The organism is Limnohabitans sp. Rim8 (genome assembly GCF_943326455.1).
Lineage (GTDB): Bacteria > Pseudomonadota > Gammaproteobacteria > Burkholderiales > Burkholderiaceae_C > Limnohabitans_A.
The window spans coordinates 14,376-30,270 of record NZ_CALPTI020000009.1 but is presented as its reverse complement, the minus strand read 5'-3'; the positions used below and the strand labels follow the sequence as shown (position 1 = coordinate 30,270).

Annotated in this window: 12 protein-coding genes; 7 read left to right on the top strand and 5 right to left on the bottom strand. The window is 61.1% G+C overall.

Annotated elements, in window-relative coordinates:
* Positions 1-2 precede the first annotated feature (2 nt).
* Genes bchL through bchF form a run of 5 tightly spaced genes read right to left on the bottom strand, consistent with a single transcriptional unit; the run spans position 3 to position 8,195 of the window.
* A complete protein-coding gene (gene bchL / locus Q1M54_RS08190) occupies positions 3-914 on the bottom strand; it encodes a ferredoxin:protochlorophyllide reductase (ATP-dependent) iron-sulfur ATP-binding protein (protein ID WP_019425988.1) in 912 nt (303 codons plus the stop codon).
* Positions 911-4,753, bottom strand: a complete 3,843-nt coding sequence (locus Q1M54_RS08185) for a magnesium chelatase subunit H (protein ID WP_300556104.1) — start codon at positions 4,751-4,753, stop codon at positions 911-913. Before Q1M54_RS08185 ends, bchL begins: the two co-directional genes overlap by 4 nt.
* Complete coding sequence (gene bchB / locus Q1M54_RS08180) at positions 4,728-6,377, bottom strand: ferredoxin:protochlorophyllide reductase (ATP-dependent) subunit B (protein ID WP_300556102.1); 1,650 nt, start codon at positions 6,375-6,377, stop codon at positions 4,728-4,730. The genes Q1M54_RS08185 and bchB overlap by 26 nt, the downstream gene beginning before the upstream one ends.
* A gap of 16 nt (positions 6,378-6,393) precedes the next feature.
* Positions 6,394-7,689, bottom strand: a complete 1,296-nt coding sequence (locus tag Q1M54_RS08175) for a ferredoxin:protochlorophyllide reductase (ATP-dependent) subunit N (RefSeq protein WP_300556100.1) — start codon at positions 7,687-7,689, stop codon at positions 6,394-6,396.
* Positions 7,686-8,195, bottom strand: coding sequence for a 2-vinyl bacteriochlorophyllide hydratase (bchF, locus tag Q1M54_RS08170; RefSeq protein ID WP_300556098.1), 510 nt, complete (start codon positions 8,193-8,195; stop codon positions 7,686-7,688). The genes Q1M54_RS08175 and bchF overlap by 4 nt, the downstream gene beginning before the upstream one ends.
* Before the next feature lie 244 nt (positions 8,196-8,439).
* Between bchF and Q1M54_RS08165 the strand changes: the two genes are divergently transcribed.
* The 7 genes from Q1M54_RS08165 (at position 8,440) to Q1M54_RS08135 (ending at position 15,890) form a co-directional block, all read left to right on the top strand.
* Positions 8,440-9,243, top strand: coding sequence for a B12-binding domain-containing protein (locus Q1M54_RS08165; protein ID WP_300556096.1), 804 nt, complete (start codon positions 8,440-8,442; stop codon positions 9,241-9,243).
* A 131-nt stretch (positions 9,244-9,374) separates the two neighbouring features.
* Positions 9,375-10,763, top strand: a complete 1,389-nt coding sequence (ppsR, locus tag Q1M54_RS08160; protein ID WP_300556094.1) for a transcriptional regulator PpsR — start codon at positions 9,375-9,377, stop codon at positions 10,761-10,763.
* A 73-nt stretch (positions 10,764-10,836) separates the two neighbouring features.
* Entirely contained in the window at positions 10,837-11,820 is a 984-nt protein-coding gene (chlG, locus tag Q1M54_RS08155) for a chlorophyll synthase ChlG (protein ID WP_300556092.1), read from the top strand.
* 8 nt (positions 11,821-11,828) lie between these two features.
* Positions 11,829-13,190, top strand: coding sequence for a BCD family MFS transporter (locus tag Q1M54_RS08150; protein WP_300556090.1), 1,362 nt, complete (start codon positions 11,829-11,831; stop codon positions 13,188-13,190).
* Positions 13,187-14,395, top strand: coding sequence for a geranylgeranyl diphosphate reductase (locus Q1M54_RS08145; protein ID WP_300556088.1), 1,209 nt, complete (start codon positions 13,187-13,189; stop codon positions 14,393-14,395). Before Q1M54_RS08150 ends, Q1M54_RS08145 begins: the two co-directional genes overlap by 4 nt.
* Before the next feature lie 7 nt (positions 14,396-14,402).
* Positions 14,403-14,942, top strand: a complete 540-nt coding sequence (locus tag Q1M54_RS08140; protein ID WP_300556086.1) for a TspO/MBR family protein — start codon at positions 14,403-14,405, stop codon at positions 14,940-14,942.
* 33 nt (positions 14,943-14,975) lie between these two features.
* Entirely contained in the window at positions 14,976-15,890 is a 915-nt protein-coding gene (locus Q1M54_RS08135) for an alpha/beta fold hydrolase (protein WP_300556084.1), read from the top strand.
* The last annotated feature ends 5 nt before the right edge of the window (positions 15,891-15,895 follow it).

Genomic DNA, 15,895 nt, shown 5'->3' with positions numbered 1-15,895 from the left:
ATTCAGTCGAAACCCAGCAGATCAAAAATGTCGCGGTCTTTCATGGGGATGGAGGGCAGTGCATCGGCCCCCAGCCACAGCGCGGCAGCCAGACGCAAGTACTCGTCCTGTACGGCTTTGACAGCGGGTGTGGGTTCCAGCTCGAACAGGGTGCACTTTTGCAGACGGCTCTTGCGGATCTCGTCCAGCATGGGAAAGTGCGCCATGGTTTTGAGGCCGGTGACCGCGTTGTATTTGTCAATCTGGTCGGTCGCGTCGCTGCGGTTCGCGATCACGCCGCCCAGGCGTACGTTGTAGTTCTTGGCCTTGGCACCAATCGCTTGGACGATGCGGTTCATCGCAAAGATGGAGTCGAAGTCGTTGGCAGTGACGATGAGCGCACGGTCGGCGTGTTGCAGCGGGGCGGCAAAACCGCCACACACCACGTCGCCCAGCACGTCAAAAATCACCACGTCGGTGTCTTCGAGCAAATGGTGTTCTTTCAGTAATTTGACGGTCTGGCCGACCACGTAGCCGCCGCAGCCAGTGCCTGCGGGCGGGCCACCGGCTTCCACGCACATCACGCCGTTGTAGCCTTTGAAGACGAAGTCATCGAGGCGAAGTTCCTCCGCATGGAAGTCCACCGTTTCGAGCGCGTCGATCACGGTGGGCATGAGTTTTTTGGTCAAGGTGAAGGTCGAGTCGTGTTTGGGGTCGCAGCCGATTTGCAGTACGCGCTTGCCCAGTTTGCTGAAGGCGACCGACAGGTTGGAAGACGTGGTGCTCTTGCCAATGCCGCCTTTGCCGTAGACCGCAAACACTTTGGCGGTGCCGATCTTGACGGTGGGGTCCATCTGGAACTGCACGCTGCCTTCGCCATCTGCGCCGCGTACCCTCTGGATGCTGTTCACGGGGATGCTGGTGGTTTCGATCATGCTGGGAGTCCTTCCTGTATGCCTTCAAGGCGGTCTTCAAGTTCTTCGCCGGCACGCAGCAAAGCTGACATGGTCTCGGCGTCGGGTTGCCAGTACTGGCGGCGGGTGGCCTCCAGCAGGCGGTTGGCCACTTTGGCCGATGCGGTGGGATTGAGTTGGGCCATGCGTTCGCGCATAGCAGGGTCCAACACAAAGGTCTGGGCCAGCTGCTGGTAGACCCAGGGCTGCACTTGGCCTGTGGTGGCCGACCAGCCCATGGTGTTGGTCAGGTGCGCCTCAATCTGGCGCACGCCTTCGTAGCCGTGTTGCAGCATGCTTTCGTGCCATTTGGGATTGAGCATGCGGCTGCGGGTTTCCAGCGCCACTTGTTCGGTCAGGCTGCGCACCACACCATCGCCTTGTGTTTGGTCGCCGATGAACACTGGCGGGGCTTCGGCGGCGTTGCCGTCGCGCTGGTGTTTGGCCTGCAGCACGGCGCGGCTGATGCCGCCCAAGGTGTCGAAGTAAGTGTCGATGCTGGTCACGCCCAGCTCCACCGAATCCAGGTTTTGGTAGGTGAGTGACACACTGGCCAGCGCGCTTTGGAGCACGGCAGTGTTGCGCACCGGGCGACCTTCACGGCCGTAGGCAAAGCCCTTGCGCTGGGTGAAGGCGTCTCCGAGTTCGTTTTCGTTTTCCCAGCAACTGCTGTCAATCAGTTGGTTCACGTTGGCGCCATAAGCGCCTTCGGTGTTGCCAAAAACGCGCAGTGCAGCGGTTTCCAGGGTGCTGCCTTCGTGCTCGGCCAGGTAGGCCAGCGCATGTTGGCGCACAAAGTTTTGTTCCACCGGTTCGTCAGCACTGGCGGCCAAAAACGCGGCTTCGGCCAGCAAGCGAATTTGCATGGGCAACAGGTCGCGGAAGATGCCGGACAAGGTGATGACCACGTCGATGCGTGGGCGGCCCAATTCTGCCAAGGGGATCAGTTGAGCGCCAGCCAAGCGGCCGTAGCTGTCAAATCGGGGTGCTGCGCCCATCAAGGCCAAGGCCTGTGCCATCGGGCTACCTTCGGTCTTGAGGTTGTCGGTGCCCCACAGCACCATGGCCACGGTCTCGGGCATGGTCTGGTGGTCTTGCTGGTAGCGAGCCAAAAGTTTCTCCGCTTGACGCTGGCCATCGCGTACCGCAAAGGCGGACGGCATACGGAAGGGGTCTAGGCCATGCAGGTTGCGCCCGGTGGGCAGCACATTGGCGTTGCGGATCAGGTCGCCACCGGGGGCGGGCTGCAAATAGCGGCCGTCCAGGGCGCGCATCAGGCCTTGCATTTCGTGGTCTTCGCCCAGCAGGCGGTTGCTGCGCACCAGCTGGCGCAAGGTCTCGGCCTGGGCTTTGTCGCCAGCCATCAGGTCGGCGCTGAATTGTGCGTTCAGTTCCGCTTCACTGGCTCCGTCGACCAAGGCGTCCATCAAAGTGGTGTTTTGGGCTGCCTTCAATCCCATGGCATCGGCCATGACCCGGAGCGTACCCAGGCGCTGCTCTCGGGTCGGCGCTTGACCCATGACATGCAGACCTTCGGGGATGAGCGCGTATTCGAGTTCAAGCAACTGGTTTTGCAGCGGCTCGATCCAGCTCGCATGGTCAGTGCCTGCAGCCGTGTTCAATAGCGGCGGCACGGCCAGGTCAATGCCTCGCGCCTGTTCGTGAATCAGCTCGGTCATGCTCTCGCGGTCTTGGGTTTGGTCGGGCCCCATTTGCTGCCAGCGCTCGATGGATTGCTGCAAGCTGACCAGTTCTTTGTACAGGCCCGAATGCGTGAGCGAGGGCGTGAGGTAACTCACCAGCGTGGCCGCGCCACGGCGCTTGGCGAGGGCCCCTTCGGACGGGTTGTTGGCGGCGTAGAGGTAAACATTGGGCAGCGCGCCGATCAGGCGGTCGGGCCAACACTGGGCCGACAGGCCGGTTTGTTTGCCAGGCATGAACTCGAGCGCGCCGTGCGTGCCAAAGTGCAGCACCGCGTCGGCAGCGTAGTCCTCACGCAGGTAGCGGTAGAACGCGCTGAAGGCATGGGTGGGGGCGCAGCCGGTCTCAAACAGCAGGCGCATCGGGTCACCCTCGTAGCCAAAGCCCGGTTGCACCGTGACCACCACCTGGCCAAAGTCTGCACCCAGCACAAAGATCGACTGGCCATTGGTCAGGTGCTTGCCGGGGGCGGGGCCCCACTGCACTTCGATCTCGTTCAACCAGCGCTCGTTTTTCACATGGTGGCCGGTGTCGATGGCGTGCAGCACATTGGCTTGCGTGCCGTATTGGCTGGCGTTGCCGTGCAGCAGGCGGTTGCGCAGGTCGTCCACGCTGTCCGGCAATGTGACTTGGTAGCCTTCAAGCGACAAGCGCTGCAAGGTATTGAACAGCGACTGGAACACCGACAGGTAAGCAGCAGTGCCCACGCTGCCCGCGTTGGGTGGAAAGTTGAACAGCACGATGGCCAGCTTGCGGTCGGCGCGCGGTTTGTCGCGCAGGCGCACCAGGCGTTCCACGCGGGCGGTGAGCATTTCGGTGCGCTCGCTGCAGGTGAACATGTCCTGGCTGCGCGGGCCGCTGGGAAAGGTGCAGCGCTTGTCGCAGCCGTGGCAGGTTTGACCGGCGGGGCCGGGGCGGCCGCCATACACCATGGGCAAGATCGAGCCATCGAGTTCGGGAATGGCCACCATGATGGTGTTTTCCACGGGCAGCAGGCCACGGGTCGAGTCGCCCCATTGCTCGATGGATTGGAATTCGAGCGGGTGTGCGGCGATGTAGGGCACATCGAGTTCGCTGAGCGCCACTTCGGCGGCGCTGGCGTCGTTGTAGGCCGGGCCACCGACCAGCGAAAAGCCAGTGAGCGACACCAAGGATTGGATAGGCGTTCCCGTGCCTGGCTTGAAGAAGCGGTCCATGGCCGGGCGGGCATCGAGGCCGCTGGCAAAGGCTGGAATCACGCGCAGGCCGCGCGCTTGCAGCGAGGCGATGACCGCGTCGTAATGCGCGGTGTTGCCGGCCAGCAAATACGAGCGCAGCAGCAACAGACCCACGGCGGGTTGGTCTTTGCGGCCGTGGCCGGGCAGATCGCTCAGCTGTTCGCTGATGCGGCTTTTCATCTGCGGGTGGTACAGGCCCACCTCGGGGTATTCAATCGGGTCTTCTGGCTGTGCCAGGGCGCGCAGCGGCTCGCGGGGGCCTTGGGCGTAGCGGTGCACCAGGGTTTTGACCAAGTGCTCGATGTTGTGCTCCGAACCGGCCAGCCAGTAGCGCATGGTCAAGAAGAAAAGGCGCAGGTCTTGCGCGGTGCCGGGGATGAAGCGCAGCAGCTTGGGCAGGCGGCGCAGCATGGCCATTTGCTTGGCCCCGGCGCTCGATGGCGCGCCGGTGTCAGAGCCAGTGTCTTTGTTCTTGGCACTGGGGCGCAGCTTTTTGAGCAAGGCCATCAGGCCACTCGATTCGCGACCCATGACCAGCTTGCCCATTCGGGTGAGTTGGGTCACTTGCGGGGCGGACATGATGCAGACCATGGCGTCGCAATGTTCGCGGCGCGCTTGCAGGGCGTCGAGCACCGGCAGGAAATGGTCTTCCATGAAGAGCATGGTGACGATGACCAGATCGGCTTGTGCCACGGCAGTCAGGCACGCGGCCAAGGCAGTGTCGCTGTCTCGCCAAGCCGAGGCGCTGTGCGTTTGCAGGTGCAGGCCCGGCACATCGCGCGCCAGACGCTCGGCCGCGCTCTCGGCCGCGCTGGCCAGGTGGCTGTCCATGGTCAACAGCACCACGCTCATGCGCGGTGTTGTTGAGGAAGCCTGTTTACCGGCTGTAATGGGCTTTGGCATCGTAGAGCGTCTCCACGGTGATGGTCGCCACGCCCTGGTCTTGGGCAAATCGCTCGGTGTTGCGGCGCGCTTTGCCCCGCACAAAGAACGGGATCTTGCCCAGCTCTTTTTCGGCCTCGGGGCTCCAGGTGGCCTGGTTCGAAGCGGCTTGGGCGGGGACAGCGACCTTGTGAACGCTGTCGGTGGTCAGTGTTTCGGTGGGAGCGGGTGCAGCCACAGGCATGGGCGTCGTTGCGACAACGGGTGCACTAAGCGGCGCAGCGACGATCGGAGCCACGTTCTCTGCCGCAGGCCGCGTGCTGCCCAAATGCGAGGGCGCAGCCCCGGCGTGGAACTCGAAGTCTTCGCGGAACATGCCGATCAGGTGTTCTTCCAGGCCCATCATCAGAGGGTGTACCCAAGTGTCGAACAGCACATTCGCGCCTTCAAAACCCATTTGCGGGGCGTAGCGTGCGGGGAAGTCTTGCACATGCACCGGGGCTGAAATCACTGCGCAGGGAATGCCCTGGCGCTTGGCAATATGACGCTCCATTTGTGTGCCCAAGATCAGCTCGGGTTGCAAGGCTTGGATCTGGTCTTCGACTTCCAGGTAGTCGTCGGTGATCAGCGCTTCGACGCCGTAGCGCTTACCGCAATCGCGCACTTCGCGAGCAAATTCTCGGCTGTAACTGCCCAGGCCCACCACCTCAAAGCCCATCTCCTGGCTGGCGATGCGGGCTGCGGCCACCACGTGCGTGGCGTCACCAAAAATGTAGACGCGTTTGCCGGTCAGGTAGGTTGAATCGACCGACTTGGCGTACCAAGGCGCATGCGCATGCTCGGGGTCTTGGCCAGGCACCGGCTGGCCTGTCAGGGCGCAGACTTCGGCCATGAAGTCACGGGTGGCGTGGCTGCCCAAAGGGACAGTCTTGGTGTAAGGCTGGTCAAACTGGCGCTGCAGCCACTGGGCGGCGGCCAGGCCAATTTCGGGGTAGAGCACCACGTTGAAGTCGGCTTCGGCCAGTTTTTGCACATCGGCCACGCTGGCACTCAGGGGCGCGACCACGGCCACGTCGACACCGAGTTGGTTCAGCAGTTGGGTGATTTCCTTGACGTCGTCGCGGTGGCGAAAGCCCAGGGCGCTGGGGCCCAAGATGTTGCAAGTGGGGCGTGCCTTGGCTGCCTTGGCGGTGTCATCAGCTGGCTTGTGCACCAGGTGGCGGCACAGTTGGTAAAAGGTTTCGCTTGCGCCCCAGTTTTCCTTGCGCTGGTATGAAGGCAACTCCAGCGCCACCACTGGAATGGTCAGTTGCAGGGCCTGGGCCAGGCCACCCGGGTCGTCCTGGATGAGCTCAGCCGTGCATGACGAGCCCACCAACATGGCTGCAGGCTTGAAGCGTGCCATCGCTTGGCGTGCTGCATCCTTGAAAAGCTCGGCGGTGTCGCCGCCCAGATCGCGCGCCTGGAAGGTGGTGTAGGTGACGGGCGGGCGGCGCGGCAGGCGCTCGATCATGGTGAACAACAAGTCGGCGTAAGTGTCGCCTTGGGGGGCGTGCAGCACGTAGTGCACGTCCGTCATGGCGGTGGCCACGCGCATCGCGCCCACGTGGGGTGGTCCTTCGTAAGTCCAGAGCGTCAGTTGCATGGGGAGTTCCTGCGCTTTAAGCCGCCAGCTTCAGGCGGCGTTTGAGGGGGCGGCTGAACAAACCGGCAAGGTCCGACGCTTGTTCGTAGCCCTGAATGGGGGTGAAGACCAACTCAATGGCCCACTTGGTGGTGATACCTTGCGCTTCGAGCGGGTTGGCCAAGCCGAGGCCGCAGACCACGAGGTCGGGGGCATCGGCGATGCAGCGGTCGAGCTGCAGGTCCACGTCTTGGCCTTCGCTGATGCGCGTGCCTGTGGGCAAGAGCGCGAGTTCTTCGGCCATGTGCTGGCGGTGCAAATAGGGCGTGCCCACTTCGACCAAATCCATGCCCAGTTCGCGGTGGACAAAGCGCGCCAGCGGAATTTCGAGCTGCGAGTCGGGGAAGAAAAAGATGCGCTGGCCTTGCAGCATCTGGCGCTGTACGGCCAGGGCTTTTTCGGCGCGCTGGCGCGGCGCAGCGGTGGCTAGTTCAAACACCTCGGGGGCTACGCCAAACTCGGTGGCGGCCGCTTGCAGCCAAGCGGTGGTGCCTTCCACGCCCAGCGGGAACGGTGCGGGCAAATGTTGCGCGCCACGCGACTGCAGGGCGCGGGCGGTGTCGGCCAAAAAGGGCTGGGCCAACAAATAGCGGGTGTTCGGGCCGACCACCGGCATGGCTTGGCTGTTGCGCGGCGGGAAGAAGTTGACTTGCAGACCCATGCGATCAAAGAGGCTGCGCATCTGGTCTTCGACCACGTCGGCCAAGGTGCCCACCACCATCAGAGCAGGGGCGGTATCTGGGGCGCTGGTGGGCAGGCCGGGGACCATGGCCGCCAGGCAAGCGTCTTCGCCTTGGGTGAAGGTGGTTTCGATGCCGCTGCCCGAGTAGTTGAGCACGCGCACCTTGGGGTGGTGGATCTGGTTTTGGCGCTCGGCGGCGCGCGACAAATCGAGCTTGATGACTTCGGACGGGCAAGAGCCCACCAAAAACAACAAGCGGATGTCGGGGCGGCGCGCCAGCAATTGACCGACCACGCGGTCGAGTTCTTCGTGCACATCGGCCAGGCCTGCCAAGTCGCGCTCATCGATGATGGCGGTGCCAAAGCGGGGTTCGGCAAAGATCATCACACCGGCCGCTGACTGGATCAGGTGGGCGCAGGTGCGTGAGCCGACCACCAAAAAGAAAGCGTCCTGGATCTTGCGGTGCAGCCAGATGATGCCGGTCAGACCACAAAACACCTCGCGCTGGCCACGTTCGACCAAAGGCACGACGTCGGTGCAACCGGCGGTTTGCGCCGAGGTTTCGGCGCGGATCGGGATGACAGTGCTCATGTGCTGGCCTGTGCGCCCGTGTCGGGCAAAGAGGTGGATGAGGGTTGTTTTTGCAGCCGCGCCATACGCAGCTTGCGGATGTATTGCGCGGCGTTGATGGCGTAACTGCCATACGCGGCCAAGGCCAGCAGCAGCTGGTCGGTGGGGTTCCACACGCCTTGCCACCAAACCCACAGGTAGGTGGTGTGCAGGGCCAGCACCCCCATGCTGACCACATCTTCCCAATAGAAGGCAGGGGCAAACAGGTATTGACCGAAGACCACTTTTTCCCAGATGGCGCCGGTGACCATGATGGCGTAGAGCACCAAAGTCTTGATCACCACCGAGGCCAGTGCCCAGTCGGTGTGCTCGCCGGTGTGCAGGCTGTTGATCACCAAATACAGGCTGATGCCAAAGATCAGGAACTGCACCGGGGCCAGCACGCCTTGCACCAGCGTCCAGGCGGTCGCGTCACGCCGGGCGCGTTGCGCTGGCGTGTACAAAACCTGGGGGCTGGAAGTGGACATGGAGGACCTGGTTGGGTGTTGGGGCTTGGAGTGAATGTAAGTCTGGACATACAGTGTGTCAACATAAATTGACAATATTTTAAGTAATCAGGGTTTACACTAGATACAATGCACTGAAATCAAACCACACTCAGGCCTGTGTTTGGTGAGGTCATTTGCATGGCCTGACCAGCCTTCTTGCGACGAGCACTCCGACGCCCCGGAGCCTGCCGCTGGTGTATCCTTTTGATGATCGGTGCTTGTCATGGCGAAATTCAATCTTGAAAACTCTCCATCTCCGCCCTTGGTGCAGGGGGTGATGCCCTTGCCAGAGGCCCTGAGGCAAGGCACGCCCGTGGGTCCGCGTTTGGTGGGTGGCACCTCATTTGCAGGCAAATCGGCCATCGACCTGGCCCAAATCCAGATCTTGGCCCAAGCCTGTTTGCAGGGCCTGGATGCGGCAAGGCAGGTGGTGTTTGGTTGGCAGCGCCAAGGCCAGTCGCTGGAAGACATCTACATACAAGGCATCACACCGTGTGCCCGCCTCTTGGGGGACTGGTGGTGTTCGGACCGGTTGGACTTCGCCTTGTCGACCATCGCTTCTGCCCATCTACAGCAGTTGCTGCACGACTTCAGTGCGGAGTTTTTCCAAGAGTCGCCTAAAAAGCCCAATGGCTTGAGCCTGCTTTTGTTGACCGAGCCAGGGGCTCAGCACAGCATGGGTTTGTTCATGCTCAGTGAGTTCTTCAAGCGCTCGGGTTGGGTGGTGACGGTGGCCGTGCCCCAAGACGTGGCGGATTTCAAAAAATTGTTTGTGTCCGATTGGTTCGATGCGGTGGGCATTTCCATCAGCACCGACCGGCATTTGGGTACCCTGCAGACCTTGCTCCCACAGCTGCGTGAGGCATCAGACAACCTGAACTTGCAAGTCTTTGTCGGCGGGCCCATGGCTTTCACCGCGCCCGACTTGCTCAAAGGGCTGCCCGCCCAACTGATCGCCGAAGATGCACCCGAGACCGTGGCCTGCGTCACGCGCGGCATGCTTTTGTCATCCGCAAGGGCCACATAAAATGTCAATTCACGAACTTTTAATTGATTTGAATCACATTTCCTCAAGCTTCAATGGGCTGCATCAGCCTATACTTGAATGACAAATATAAGTGTCAACTTCCTGATGCTCAAACCCGTTTGGTTTACAACATGAAGCTTCCCTCTTTGGACCCGTCCACCTTTTCCCAGTTGCTGGGCGTGGTGTCTGACGTCACCTTGGTCATGGACCCGCAAGGGGTGATCGAGGACGTGTCTACCGGGCGTGACACATTGGCAGCTTTGGGCTGTCAAACCTGGATGGGACGCCGCTGGATTGACACGGTCACCAGCGAGAGTCGCGCCAAAGTCCAAGAAATGCTGCTGTCGCAAGGCGCCCCTGAGGTGATGCGTTGGCGGCATGTGAACCACATGTCCCCTGCGGGCAACGAAGTTGCTTTGCAGTATGTGGTGTTGCCCTTGAGCGGTGGCAAGTTGCTGGCCATGGGCCGTGATTTGGAAAGTCTGGCGGAGCTGCAGCGTCGACTGGTTGAAACCCAGCAGTCCATGGAACGAGATTATCTTCGTCTGCGGCACATTGAGGCGCGCTACCGCGTGTTGTTCGACACCTCCTCTGAGGCTGTTTTGATGGTGGACGCCACCACCCAACGAGTTTTGGAAGCCAATGTGGGCGCCCAGGCCTTGCTCAAAGATGCAGGCAAACGCTTGGTCGGACGTGACGTGCGGGAATGTTTTGAAGGCGATAGCCAGGGCGAAGTTCAGTCTTTGCTGCGGATGGCGCTGGCCACCGGCCGCATTGAGATGTGCGCGGCTCGCGTGACAGGTTTGCCGTCGACTTGGACGGTGTCTGCCACCGTGTTCCGTCAAGAGGGCGGGGCCCAGTTTCTGGTTCGCTTGGTCACGCGTGAATCAGCCGTTTTGTCTCACCAAGAACCTGGGTCATCGGCTGCCTTGAGCGAAGCCATGGAGCGTTTCCCCGATGGCTGGTTGCTCACCGACACCACAGGCGTGATCAAAAGTGTGAACGAAGAAGGCATGGCTTTGCTGGGGCTGACGGCTTCGTCTCAAGTGGTGGGCCAGAGTCTTGAGCGCTGGTTGTTGCGTGGAGCGGTCGATTGGGGTGTGCTCAACACCAGTTTGCGCCAACAATTGCCTGTCCGTAACTTCGCCACCGAAGTGCGCACCCTGTCGGGCATGACTTTGCCCGTCGAGGTGTCGGCGGTTTGTTTGGCCCGGCCTGAACCTATGTTTGCCTTTTTCGTGCGCGACATGGACCGTCGCTTGCAAGGCGGTGCTTCGGTCACGCAAAGCCAAATCAACCCCTTTGCCGACTTGACCCAGCTGGTGGGGCGTCGCCCGATCAAGGACATTGTGGGTGAAACCGTGGACACCATTGAGCGCATGTGCATCGAAGCGGCTTTGGAGTTGACCCACAACAACCGCGCGTCGGCCGCGGAAATGCTGGGTTTGTCTCGCCAAAGTCTCTATGTCAAGTTGCGCCGCTTCGGCATGGTGGCCGAAGCCGAAAGCGACAACCCCTGAAGACTGTCAATTAAAATTGACGATAAGTGTCAATCCTAGTTGACATTTAAAAAACTCTCTTCACAATCGGGGCATGGACACCCCGCCACTGGCCCAAACGCCACCTCCTCAGGCTTCTCGCGCGAGTGCCGTGCTGACAGCGCGGGCGGTGCCGCTCAGCCGACCGGCTTGGCGCACGGTGGCCGAATTTCTCAAACCCATCACCTGGTTCCCACCCATGTGGGCTTTTGCCTGTGGTGTGGTGGCCTCGGGCCAAGACATCGGCGCAAATTGGGCTTTGCTGCTTTTGGGTCTGGTGCTCACCGGTCCGCTCGTTTGCGCCAGCAGCCAGGCGGTGAACGACTGGTTTGACCGACATGTGGACGCCATCAATGAGCCCAACCGACCTATTCCCTCGGGCCGCATGCCCGGCCGCTGGGGTTTGGGCTTGGCCATCGCCTGGACTGTGCTGTCACTGCTGTGGGCCACGCTCATGGGTCCCTGGGGCTTTGCCGCTTGTGCTTTGGCCATCGTCTTGTCTTGGGCCTACAGCGCGCCGCCCGTGCGCCTGAAAAAAAACGGCTGGTGGGGCAACTCCGCTTGTGCTCTGAGCTACGAAGGTCTGGCCTGGCTGACGGGCACTGCGGTCATGTTGGGTGGTGCCTGGCCCGGCCCACATTCGGTGGCGCTGGCGCTGCTCTACAGCGTCGGTGCCCACGGCATCATGACGCTCAACGATTTCAAGGCGATTGAAGGCGACCGTCAGATGGGTGTGGCTTCGCTGCCCGTGCAGCTGGGTGCGCACGGCGCGGCCCGCATGGCCTGCGTCTTCATGCTGGTTCCGCAAGTGGTGGTGGCTTTGTTGTTGGCCCACTGGCAGTTGCCATGGCACGCAGCGGGCGTCTTGGCCTTGGCGATTTCGCAAGTCCCATTGATGCTGAAATTTCTTCGCCAGCCGGTGGAGCGTGCGCTGCATGTGTCGGCCTTTGGCGTGCCCCTGTTTGTCAGCGGCATGATGGTCAGTGCATGGGGTTTGCGCCAACTTAGCCTTGTGCCAACAGCGGCGGGTATTGCATGAGCAGAGCCGTGAACGCATCCCTGTTTGGTTGGTTTCAAATCATCCGCTTGGGCCTGATTCAGGCTTGTTTGGGCGCAGTGGTGGTGGTGACCACGTCCACGCTCAACCGCATCATGGTGGTCGAGTTGGCGCTGCCCGCTTTGTTGCCAGGCTTTTTGGTGGCTTGGCATTACGCTGTGCAAATGGTGCGCCCGCGCATGGGCTTTGGCGCTGACAAAGGCCAGCGCAGCACGCCCTGGATGATGGGCGGCATGCTGGTGCTGGGCCTGGGCGGCGTGATGGCTGCGTGGGCCACCGTGTGGATGGCCGAAGAACCCTTTTACGGTGCCCTGATGGCTTGGTTCTCGTTCAGCCTGATTGGCTTGGGCGTGAGCGCTTGCGGCACATCCCTTCTGACTTTGATGGCAAAGCGCGTGCCCGAAGAGCGGCGTGCACCTGCTGCCACCACGGTCTGGTTGATGATGATTGTGGGTTTTGCAGTCACCGCCGGCGTGGTGGGGAAGCTGATCGACCCCTACAGCCCGCAGATTTTGCTGCAGGTGTCGGCGGGTTTGAGTGGGGTGACGGCTTTGATCACAGCTTTGTGTTTGTGGGGCTTGGAAAAGCCGATGGACGCAGCTGTTGAGCAGCTGACATCTGACAGCTTGGCCAAAGCACGCTTGCAAAAACAAAATTTCAAAGAAGCCTTCAAAGAAGTTTGGTCTGAGCCTGCGGCGCGCACTTTCACGGTGTTCGTGTTCATGTCCATGCTGGCCTACAGCGCCCAAGACTTGATTCTGGAGCCCTTTGCAGGTGCCGTCCACGGCTTCACACCGGGGCAGACCACGCAGCTCTCTGGCTGGCACCACATGGGTGTGCTTGTGGGCATGTTGGCGGTGGCTGGGGCCGGTTCGCGCTGGGTGGCTGGGCGCTTGGGCTCGGTACAGAGCTGGATGGTGGGTGGCTGTTTGTTTTCGGCTTTGGCCACGTTCGGTTTGGTCAGTTCAGCCTTGTCTGCTGAATGGCCTCTGAAGGCCAATGTGGTGTTTTTGGGGGTGGCCAACGGTGCGTTTTCTATCGCAGCCATTGCCACCATGATGCGCTTGGCGGGTGAGGGCGGCGCAGGCCGCGAAGGCACGCGCATGGGTTTGTGGGGCGCGGCGCAAGCGGCGGCCTTTGGCTTGGGTGGTTTGCTGGGCACTGCCGCCAGCGACCTGGCCCATGCCTTGTTGGGTGAACAACGCACGGCCTATGCGGCTGTGTTTGGCATGCAAGCGCTGATGTTTGCGGTGTCGGCGGCGGTGGCTGTGCGCCTTCGCGCTGGTCCAACGCAACGTCAGTCCTTGCGTTTTGATGGTCCCGTATTACTCAAAGGTGGGTCAAGCTCATGAACCAAACCGATTACGACTTTGTGGTGGTGGGTGGAGGGCCTTCGGGCGCCACCGCGGCGCACGATCTGGTGCGCGAAGGCTGGCGCGTGTTGCTCTTGGACCGACAGGGCCGCACCAAGCCTTGTGGCGGTGCGATTCCACCACGACTCATCAAAGACTTCGACATTCCTGACCATCTGCTGGTGGCCAAGGTGCGTTGTGCCCGCATGATTTCTCCAACCGACAACAAGGTCGACATCCCGATCGACAACGGCTATGTGGGCATGGTGGACCGCGACGAGTTCGATGAGTATTTGCGCGAGCGCGCAGCCAAATCGGGTGCGGTGCGTTGCCAAGCTATTTTTGACAAGTTGCAGCACGACGACAGTGGTCAGCTGTGGGTGCACTTCACTCCTGTGACGTCCAAAGAGCATTCGGCGACCGAACATGCCCAGCCCATCAAGGTGTCTACCCGCATGGTCGTGGGGGCCGATGGTGCCCGCTCTGAGGTGGCACGCCAAGCCATTCCTAACGCGCACAAAACCAAGTATGTGTTCGCATACCACGAGATCATTGAGTCGCCTGTGGGCCAGCCCGGTTATGACGCAGCACGTTGCGACGTGTATTACCAAGGCGAAGTGTCACCCGACTTTTATGGCTGGGTGTTTCCGCACGGCAAGACCATGAGCGTGGGCATGGGCAGTGCCGACAAGGGCTACTCCTTGCGCAGTGCCACGGCGCGCTTGCGCGAGATTGCTGGCCTGACACATGCCCCTACTTTGCGCCGGGAAGGCGCACCCATCCCGCTCAAACCGCTGCCCCAATGGGACAACGGCCGAGACGTGGTGGTGATTGGTGATGCTGCAGGCGTGGTGGCCCCGTCCTCTGGAGAAGGCATTTACTACGCGATGGATTGCGCGCGGCGTGTGTCGCAAGCCGCACACCAGGCCCTCAAAACCGGCAACAGCGCTTGCCTGAAGCAAGGCCGCAAGAGCTTCATGAAGCAGCATGGCCGCGTGTTCTGGATCTTGGGCGTGATGCAGTACTTCTGGTACCAAAACGACAAACGCCGCGAAAAGTTTGTCAAGATTTGCGAAGATCGCGATGTGCAACGCCTGACCTTTGAGTCGTACATGAACAAGGAATTGGCTCGCAAGGACCCGATGGCACACGTGCGCATCTTCTTGAAAGACATGGCCCATTTGTTGGGTTTGGCACGCACATGAGGCTTTGGTGAGCCAGCACCCCGAACACGGTTTGCTGATGCACACCCTGAGGCGCAAGCCCCAAGCGCCTGTGCGTGCTCTGCTCTTGGCCTTTGTGCTCAGCTACGCCACAGCGGGCATCGGCGCGGCCCTGAGCGAGTTGGGGCCGTGGTACTTTGCGCTCAAACACCCGCCCTGGAAGCCGCCTGACGCCGCTTTTGGTGCTATCTGGAGCACGATTTTTACCTTGTGTGCCATCAGCGCTTGGCTGGCTTGGCAAGCGGCCGACACGCTGGCCTTGCGCCGCCGTGTGTTGTATTTGTTTGGGGTGAACGCGGTCCTCAACGTCTTGTGGAGTGCGCTCTACTTCAAGTTGCAGCGGCCTGATTGGGCGCTCTTTGAGGTGGTGTTTTTGTGGCTCTCGATACTGGCCTTGGTCATGGGCTTGTGGCGGATGTCGCGTTGGGCCAGTTTGTTGCTCGTCACATATTGGATTTGGGTCAGTATTGCGGCGGTGCTCAATGTGCAGACCGTGATGCTCAATGGCCCTTTTGGCCCCAAGCCCTGACATGAACTCTTTGACGCGCGTGGCCCGCGCCCCATGAAAAGGCTTGCCAGCGTGTTGGCCCTGACTGCCTTGACCGTGTTGTCCTTTTGGCTCTGGACACCGGACTTGCCGCGCTCGACCTTGGAGGCGCGCTATCTGGCCGCACCCGCTGACCTGCGCAGCGTGGGTCCGTGGAGACTTCATGTCCGCCAAAGCGGCCCGACCGACGCCCCCGCGGTGGTGTTGTTGCATGGTTTTGGTTCGAGCCTTCACACTTGGGATGCATGGGCCCAGGGTTTGTCTGCCACCCACCGAGTGGTGCGCATCGATTTGCCCGGCAGCGGTTTGAGCCCACCCGATCCCGCTCACGATTACCGAGACGCGCGCAGCCTTGAGATGCTGATCGCCTTGATGGACAGTTTGGGCTTGCAACGCGCCAGCTGGGTGGGCCATTCGATGGGTGGACGCATCGCTTGGACTTTGGCTGCCCGGTATCCGGAACGTGTGGACAAGCTGGTGTTGGTGGCGCCCGATGGCTTTGCCAGTTTTGGTTTTGAGTACGGCAAGCCGATGGATGTGCCTGCCACATTGGGCCTCATGCGCCATGTCTTGCCCAAGCCTTTGCTGCGCATGAATTTGCAACCGGCCTATGCCCGTGCAGAGAGTTTGAGTGATGTTGTCACCACCCGGTACCATGATTTGATTTTGGCCCCCGGAGCTCGGCAAGCCATGCTGGACCGATTGAAGCAAACGGTGCTGGAAGAGCCCGTGCCGCTGTTGCGTCAAATCAAGGCCCCGACCTTGCTGGTCTGGGGCGAGGCCGATGCCATGATTCCCTTGCGCAATGCCCAGGATTATTTGCAAGCGATTCAGGGCAGCCGTTTGGTGTCTTGGCCCCAAGTGGGGCATTTGCCACAAGAAGAAGCGGCTGAGGCGTCGCAACAAGCGGTAGCCGAATTTTTGCGTTGAGCTTG

What these genes read in the sequence shown, in the direction of transcription:
- bchL (WP_019425988.1), bottom strand. Translation starts at nt 914, where the DNA reads ATGATCGAAACCACCAGCATCCCCGTGAACAGCATCCAGAGGGTACGC.
- Q1M54_RS08185 (WP_300556104.1), bottom strand. Translation starts at nt 4,753, where the DNA reads ATGCCAAAGCCCATTACAGCCGGTAAACAGGCTTCCTCAACAACACCG.
- bchB (WP_300556102.1), bottom strand. Translation starts at nt 6,377, where the DNA reads ATGCAACTGACGCTCTGGACTTACGAAGGACCACCCCACGTGGGCGCG.
- Q1M54_RS08175 (WP_300556100.1), bottom strand. Translation starts at nt 7,689, where the DNA reads ATGAGCACTGTCATCCCGATCCGCGCCGAAACCTCGGCGCAAACCGCC.
- bchF (WP_300556098.1), bottom strand. Translation starts at nt 8,195, where the DNA reads ATGTCCACTTCCAGCCCCCAGGTTTTGTACACGCCAGCGCAACGCGCC.
- Q1M54_RS08165 (WP_300556096.1), top strand. Translation starts at nt 8,440, where the DNA reads ATGGCGAAATTCAATCTTGAAAACTCTCCATCTCCGCCCTTGGTGCAG.
- ppsR (WP_300556094.1), top strand. Translation starts at nt 9,375, where the DNA reads ATGAAGCTTCCCTCTTTGGACCCGTCCACCTTTTCCCAGTTGCTGGGC.
- chlG (WP_300556092.1), top strand. Translation starts at nt 10,837, where the DNA reads ATGGACACCCCGCCACTGGCCCAAACGCCACCTCCTCAGGCTTCTCGC.
- Q1M54_RS08145 (WP_300556088.1), top strand. Translation starts at nt 13,187, where the DNA reads ATGAACCAAACCGATTACGACTTTGTGGTGGTGGGTGGAGGGCCTTCG.
- Q1M54_RS08135 (WP_300556084.1), top strand. Translation starts at nt 14,976, where the DNA reads ATGAAAAGGCTTGCCAGCGTGTTGGCCCTGACTGCCTTGACCGTGTTG.